The organism is Shewanella sp. SM71, from assembly GCF_025653905.1.
GTDB lineage: Bacteria > Pseudomonadota > Gammaproteobacteria > Enterobacterales > Shewanellaceae > Shewanella > Shewanella oncorhynchi.
The window spans coordinates 1-7,142 of the sequence record NZ_JAKKRW010000036.1; the positions used below are offsets into that span (position 1 = coordinate 1).

At 44.9% G+C, this 7,142-nt stretch carries 7 protein-coding genes and 1 rRNA gene; 3 read left to right on the forward strand and 5 right to left on the reverse strand.

Features of this window, described 5'->3' with window-relative positions; all coding sequences use genetic code 11:
* Both L5L97_RS22560 and ccoG read right to left on the reverse strand, forming a co-directional pair.
* Positions 1 to 191 (reverse strand): 16S ribosomal RNA (locus L5L97_RS22560); the annotation flags it as partial.
* Positions 192 to 793: 602 nt separating this feature from the next.
* Entirely contained in the window at positions 794 to 2,221 is a 1,428-nt protein-coding gene (gene ccoG, locus L5L97_RS22565) for a cytochrome c oxidase accessory protein CcoG (RefSeq protein ID WP_263183998.1), read from the reverse strand.
* 91 nt (positions 2,222 to 2,312) lie between these two features.
* Here ccoG and L5L97_RS22570 point away from each other — a divergent pair, with 91 nt between their 5' ends.
* From L5L97_RS22570 to L5L97_RS22580, 3 genes are all read left to right on the forward strand, one after another.
* On the forward strand, positions 2,313 to 2,663 hold the full coding sequence (locus tag L5L97_RS22570; protein WP_105250770.1) for a hypothetical protein: 351 nt from the start codon (positions 2,313 to 2,315) through the stop codon (positions 2,661 to 2,663).
* Between the two features lie 124 nt (positions 2,664 to 2,787).
* Entirely contained in the window at positions 2,788 to 3,693 is a 906-nt protein-coding gene (locus L5L97_RS22575) for a 1,4-dihydroxy-2-naphthoyl-CoA synthase (protein ID WP_113941423.1), read from the forward strand.
* A gap of 183 nt (positions 3,694 to 3,876) precedes the next feature.
* Positions 3,877 to 4,080, forward strand: coding sequence for a DUF2061 domain-containing protein (locus tag L5L97_RS22580; protein ID WP_105250772.1), 204 nt, complete (start codon positions 3,877 to 3,879; stop codon positions 4,078 to 4,080).
* A 108-nt stretch (positions 4,081 to 4,188) separates the two neighbouring features.
* On the opposite strand, the gene glmS is transcribed toward L5L97_RS22580, so the two are convergent.
* From glmS to L5L97_RS22595, 3 genes are all read right to left on the reverse strand, one after another.
* Positions 4,189 to 6,018 carry a glutamine--fructose-6-phosphate transaminase (isomerizing) gene (gene glmS / locus L5L97_RS22585; RefSeq protein WP_014611872.1) on the reverse strand — a complete coding sequence of 610 codons (1,830 nt, stop codon included), beginning with the start codon at positions 6,016 to 6,018 and terminating at the stop codon, positions 4,189 to 4,191.
* A 44-nt stretch (positions 6,019 to 6,062) separates the two neighbouring features.
* A complete protein-coding gene (locus tag L5L97_RS22590; RefSeq protein WP_263183999.1) occupies positions 6,063 to 6,833 on the reverse strand; it encodes a DeoR/GlpR family DNA-binding transcription regulator in 771 nt (256 codons plus the stop codon).
* Positions 6,834 to 6,928: 95 nt separating this feature from the next.
* The coding region (locus L5L97_RS22595) for a transposase (protein WP_248943622.1) at positions 6,929 to 7,142 on the reverse strand (214 nt) is incomplete at its 5' end.

The window sequence follows — 7,142 nt, forward strand, 5'->3', positions numbered from 1 at the left end:
CCGTAGGGCGTATGCGGTATTAGCAGTCGTTTCCAACTGTTATCCCCCTCGACTGGGCAGATCCCTAGGCATTACTCACCCGTCCGCCGCTCGCCACCTCAGGAGTAAACTCCCTTGTGCTGCCGCTCGACTTGCATGTGTTAGGCCTGCCGCCAGCGTTCAATCTGAGCCATGATCAAACTCTTCAATTAAAGTTTTGTTGCTTCCGTCTTACGACTTCAGCGGCTCAATGAATTCTGATTTTTTGTTTCTCGCACTCCCTATAAAAGAAGGGCTGAAACAAACTGTACATATTACTATGAACACTCATTGTTACATTGATTTAAATTTTTGACTGCCAACCCGAAGGCTAAGCAGTTTCGATTAACTCAACACCTGTGAGTGTCCACACAGATTTCTTGTTTTATCTTGTTAAAGAGCGTTGACCACATACCGTTGCCGGCGGGTCGTGCTGATGCTTCATCAGCTCAGGGTCGTGCATTTTACGCATTTCCCGTTTCGCGTCAAGGAGTATTTTCAACTTCTTGCTGCGCTTGAATTAAGTGCTTAAAAGCAACTCAATTCAACCTAACTCGTCAGCTTGCTTTCGCTGTCTGCCGTGTCAGTGGATGCGCATTATAGGGAGCAGGAGATTTTGTGCAAGGGCTTTTTGTAGGAAAATAACGATTAATGGTTTAGACGTTTACTTATCAAACGATACGTATAAAAAAGGGGCTAAAAAGCCCCTTTAGCTCGATTAAGTCTGGCAATCTATATGAGTCACGCTCAGCTAGATCATCATAAATACTGTTATCTATGGACTAAAGAAGCGAGATTCTTGCTCAACTTCGACTTCTTCACCGTCGATATGAGTTTTCACTTTTATCTTGATATTAGTAACTGAACGAGACAGCTCAACCGGATCGATACCTACACTAATAGGGAGAGTTAACACTTCACCACCCGCAATAGTGACCGAAGTTGGACCGTACCATTTATAGTTGTCTAATCCTTCGACACTCATAGTGTATTCGTGGGATTGCTCTGTCTTATTAAGAATCTTCAAGGTGAAGGTGTTTTCAATCAAACCTTGATTGTTCTCTCTATAGAGCTGGTTGCGGTCACGAATGATGTCCATACGCACAGGCGCTATAGTCGCACTGGAGTATATAAAGACTAATATCATCGCTATCAGTACCACGCCATAACCGACTAGTTTAGGTCGCAGCACTTTTTGCTTAATTCCTTCTAACTTGTTCTCGGTGGTATAACTGATAAGCCCTTTTTCATATCCCATACGATCCATGGTTTGATCGCAGGCATCGATACAAGCGCCGCAGTTAATACACTCATATTGCAGACCATTACGAATATCGATTCCCGTAGGACATACCTGCACACACAAGTCACAGTCGATACAGTCGCCAAGCCCTAGCTCTTTAGGGTCATCTTTGCGTGAACGCGGACCACGGGTCTCACCACGTTTAGTATCGTAACCCACGATAAAAGTATTCTTATCGAACATGGCCGCTTGGAAACGAGCATAAGGGCACATGTGGATACACATGATTTCACGCATCCAACCCGCATTGCCGTATGTGGCAAGTGTAAAAAACACGACCCAGAAGTAGATACCGCCAGAAGCATTAAGCGTAAATACATCGACATAGACTTCACGACTTGGCACAAAATAGGACACAAAGGTCATCGCCGTCATCAGTGAGAGCAATAGCCAGGCCGTATGTTTTGCCGTTTTGCGCCAGAGTTTGTCAAAGCTCCATGGCATTTGATCTAACTTAATGCGTTTATTCCGTGCGCCTTCAAGTTTTTCCTCGAACCAGATGAACATAAAGGTCCATACTGTTTGGGGGCAAGTGTATCCACACCAAACACGGCCAAGATAGGTGGTCACAAAAAACAGAGCGAAGGCAGCGATCATAAACAACGCTGCAAGCAAGGTGAGGTCCTGCGGCCAAATCGTTAAACCGAAGACGTGAAACTTTTGTTCGCCCAAGTTAAACCATACGGCTTGACGGTCGCCCCAAGGGATCCAAGGTAAAAGCAGGAAAAATAACATGGCGATCCAGCCCATGCGGCGACGTACGCTACTCCACAAACCGTCTATGGCTCGGACATAAATCCGATTACGAGGATTAAAGCGATCAGCTTTACTCGCATCTGGCTGGTGAATCTTAATTCGATTGGTTTTCGAATAGTCCTTGTTGTTAGATTCTGAGTTCATCGTTACAGCCTTTTACTGCTTTAATATTGGACGAAAACTAGCTTATTATACCCATATTCTTAATGGTTATTCACTTATGTTGGACTAAAAGATGAAAGGTTGGATCATATTGGCGCTACTCGCGGGTGCTTTATATTACTTATACACAGAAACAGATAAATTAGATGTTCCTATTGCAAAGACTGAGGCGATGATCAAAGAAATAGAGAATAAAGTTGACTCTATGACAGGAACAAAAATTATTAAAATCGACCATAAACTGACTAAGGTAAGAACCGACATCATAGAACGTTTATCCACATTAGAACTCGAAGCCTTCAATCAAATTCCAATGACACCCGAGTCTATTGCCGACTTTAAGGCTAACTATTGCGGTACTATGGCACCTCAACATCCAGTGTTTAGCAAAGATAATCAGCTTTATCTATGTGATCATCTTTAATCATTACAGACTCATAGGCAAACGGGATTTTGCTATATAGCGCTAAGGTTTAGACTTAGGTGATTGACCTTATATATGATTCCGCCTAGCCTTTGAGGCATTACAGCATAAAGGCCTATGAATCATGACCCAACAAGTATCAGACATTTTTGATCCCACCCTATGGGATGAAGTCAGTGGATTTCATTTCGACGATATTACTTACCACAGAGCCAAAGCGCACGGCACAGTACGCATTGCCATTAATCGCCCAGAGTGCCGTAACGCCTTCCGACCTAAAACCGTTGATGAATTATTTATCGCACTCGACCATGCACGCCAATGGTCTGATGTGGGTTGCGTACTGCTTACGGGTAACGGTCCTTCGGCAAAAGATGGTGGCTGGGCGTTCTGTTCGGGTGGCGATCAACGTATTCGCGGCAAAGATGGCTATAAATATGAAGGCGCCGAAGAAGGTAAGGCCGATCAAGCCAGAATGGGCCGCTTACATATATTAGAAGTACAACGCCTTATCCGCTTTATGCCTAAAGTGGTCATCGCCGTTGTGCCGGGCTGGGCGGTGGGTGGCGGCCATAGTTTACACGTAGTGTGCGACTTAACCTTAGCCTCGAAAGAACACGCAATATTTAAACAAACCGATCCCGATGTTGCGAGCTTCGACTCAGGTTATGGCAGTGCTTATCTCGCCAAAATGATAGGTCAAAAACGTGCCCGCGAAATCTTCTTCTGCGGATTTAACTACAGTGCTGATGAAGCCTTCGACATGGGTATGGTTAATAAATCTGTTCCCCATGCAGAGCTAGAAACCGAAGCATTAATGTGGGCGAAAGAGATTAACTCTAAATCACCTACGGCTATGCGTATGCTTAAATACGGTTTCAACATGACTGATGATGGTATGGTCGGTCAGCAATTATTTGCCGGTGAAGCGACGCGTTTAGCCTATGCGAGCGCCGAAGCACAGGAAGGACGCGATGCCTTCCTCGAAAAACGCGATCAAGATTTTTCAGCCTTCCCTTGGCACTACTAATTTTAGAATCGTATTAATTTACGTTTAAATGCTCAAAGCCCTCCATCGTGAGGGCTTTATGTTTTTTACAACGGATAAATAGATAAAACCGTTTAAACTAATCTGAAAACACAGCTTTTAATTTTAATGAGAATTGTTATCATCTAAGTATTCCCGCTGGGAGCCTATTTAGAGGACAAGATCATGACTAAGACACTCACTTTTGCCGTACTGCATTTTAGCGTCGCTTTTACCGTAACCTATTTATTAACTGGCAGCGTAGTCGTCGGTGGCGCAGTAGCCTTAGTAGAACCCGCGATTAACACTGTAGTGTTTTACTTCCATGACAAAGTGTGGAAACGCATTGAGGCCAAAAAGCAGCACGAACTAGATGCCATTCCAGCATAGAAAGCTAAGCCACTAGCATTTGCTATTGCTGTAAGTTAATCGTCATTTTGTCGTGAATCTAAATGAAAAAACCGCCAATAAAGGCGGTTTTCATTTAAATATCTCTATTTATTCTACTGTTACAGACTTTGCCAAGTTACGTGGTTGATCCACGTCGGTACCTTTGATTAATGCAACATGGTACGACAATAGCTGTAAAGGAATAGTGTAGATCAGTGGCGCCATAAAGATGTCACAGTGTGGCACAGGGATCACTTTCATCGTGTCATCCGACTCAAACTCGGCATCCACATCGGCAAACACATACATTAAGCCGCCACGGGCACGCACTTCTTCAACATTCGATTTCAGTTTTTCGAGCAATTCATTGTTTGGCGCAACGACAATCACTGGCATATCGGCATCGATAAGCGCTAGTGGGCCGTGTTTTAATTCGCCAGAGGCATAAGCTTCAGCATGAATATAAGAAATCTCTTTCAGCTTTAACGCGCCTTCCATCGCAATCGGATATTGATCGCCACGGCCAAGGAATAACGCATGGTGTTTATCGGCAAAATCTTCAGCCAGTTCAGCAATCGCAGCATCTAAACCTAAAGCTTGTTCCACTTTTGCTGGCATAGATTGTAGGCTTTGAGTGATTTGAGCCTGCATTTGATCAGACATACCATTGTGGCGACCGATCACCGCAGTCAACATTAATAATCCAGCAAGTTGTACTGTGAAAGCTTTAGTCGATGCCACGCCAATCTCGGCGCCCGCTTTCATCATGTAAGCCATGTCAGATTCGCGAACCAATGATGAACCTGGCGCATTACAAATGGTCAATGTGGCTTTATAACCCATTTCTTTCGCTAAGCGCATGGCCGCTAAGGTATCGGCAGTTTCACCCGATTGTGAAATCGTCACCAACAGGCTATTTGGGAATAAGTGCGACTTGCGATAACGGAATTCAGAGGCAATTTCGACGTTACAAGACACGCCAGCCCAATCTTCTAACCAATAACGTGCCGCCATGCCCGCATGGTAACTAGTACCACAGGCGATGATTTGCACATGTTTGATATCTTTTAAAAACTCAGCAGCGTTGTCACCAAAAGCCGTGTCTAGCACTTGCTTATTAGCAATACGACCTTCAATTGTGCGCGTCAGTGCCAATGGCTGCTCGTAAATTTCTTTAAGCATATAGTGGCGATATTCGCCTTTGTCACCGGCATCGTGGGTAATTTCAGATTCTTTTACTTCACGCTCAACGGCATTACCGTTTAAGTCGAAAATACTCACGCTGCGACGGGTCACTTCGGCCACATCACCTTCTTCTAGGAAAGCAAATGAGCGAGTCACGGGTAATAAGGCGAGTTGATCTGAAGCGACAAAGTTTTCACCTAGACCAAAACCAATCACCAATGGACTACCAGAGCGAGCAACAACCATACGTTCACTATCACGACGGTCAATAACGACTGTGCCATAGGCGCCTTCGAGTTGTTTAACTGTGGCTTGTACAGCACCAAGTAGAGTGTTATGGGTTTTCAGCTCATGGTGCACTAAGTGACAAATCACTTCGGTATCGGTATCTGAACTAAAGCTGTAACCTAAACCTTTAAGCATTTCGCGCAGTTTATTGTGGTTTTCGATAATACCGTTGTGCACCACGGCAATATCACCTTCCGATAAATGCGGATGAGCATTACGCTCACTCGGCTCACCGTGGGTCGCCCAACGAGTGTGCGCGATACCGGTTCCGCCTGCTAATGGGTCAGTTTCAAGCGCAGCCGACAACTCTTGTACTTTGCCAACGCGGCGCGTACGGTTGAGTTCACCATTGTGAATAACGGCAACGCCTGCAGAGTCATATCCGCGATATTCTAAACGGCGTAAGCCTTCTACCAGAATTTCAGCCACATCCCTTTGCGCCACGGCGCCTACGATTCCACACATAGTCTTTACCTATAAATTAAAATGAAGTTGTTAAGCTATTTTGTCTATTGAGCGTAGGGCGCTAACATAACTCGCACGCCCTGATCTGAAATTTGTTTTAACGCACTCTCGTCGATACGTGAGTCGGTGACCAACACACTGACCTTGGCCCACGGTAACTCTAAGTTAGGGATCCGCTTGCCGATTTTGTCTGAATCCACCATAACGATTACCTCGCGGGAAACTTCGGCCATCACTTTGCTTAGGCCTGTTAACTCGTTAAAGGTGGTGGTCCCGCGTTCAAGATCGATACCATCGGCACCGATAAACAGTTGGTCGAAATTATATGAACGCAACACTTGCTCGGCGACTTGACCTTGAAAGGATTCAGAATGCGGGTCCCAAGTGCCACCGGTCATCAATAAGGTGGGCTCGTTTTCGAGTTCATGAATGGAATTTGCAAGGTGAAGCGCATTCGTCATGACCACCAGCCCACGCTTATCGTTCAGCTGTTCAATCAAGCCTGACGTCGTAGTGCCGCTATCGATAATAATGCGATTGTGATCTTTAATCAGCTGCGCGGCGGTTTTCGCAATAGAAAGTTTATTAGGCGCTATCTTGGCAGAGAACTGTTGAGTGACTTCGTCTGGAATCGCCACGGCGCCACCGTAACGGCGCAATAATAAACCCGTTTTCTCAAGCGCGGCGAGATCCTTACGAATCGTCACTTCTGAGGTTTCAAAACGTAACGACAGTTCATCAACGCTCACTTCACCCTGTTCGTTCAATATGGTGATTATGCTGTGACGACGCTGCTGTGTGTTTCGTTTATTCATAAAACCTTTCAGTTAAGTTTCGATTCGAAAGGTGCATTATAGTGAAACGAAACTTTTTTGCTAGGGTCTGTTGATCTTTGCTGTACAAATGTTGTTCAGCAATACATCGGCAGCCACATTAACATAAACGCCAGTGACACCATACTGGCGTAATTTCTTGCTAGCTTGTCATATCTTGTTGATATTGCTCGATAGTGCTTAATTCTTCCAAAAGCATTCTCCACTAAATGTCGATACCGATATAAGCACCAATCGACTCTTTCTTGAGGTGTATTCTTATAGCGGCGCCTTGGAATAACAGATTTCCCG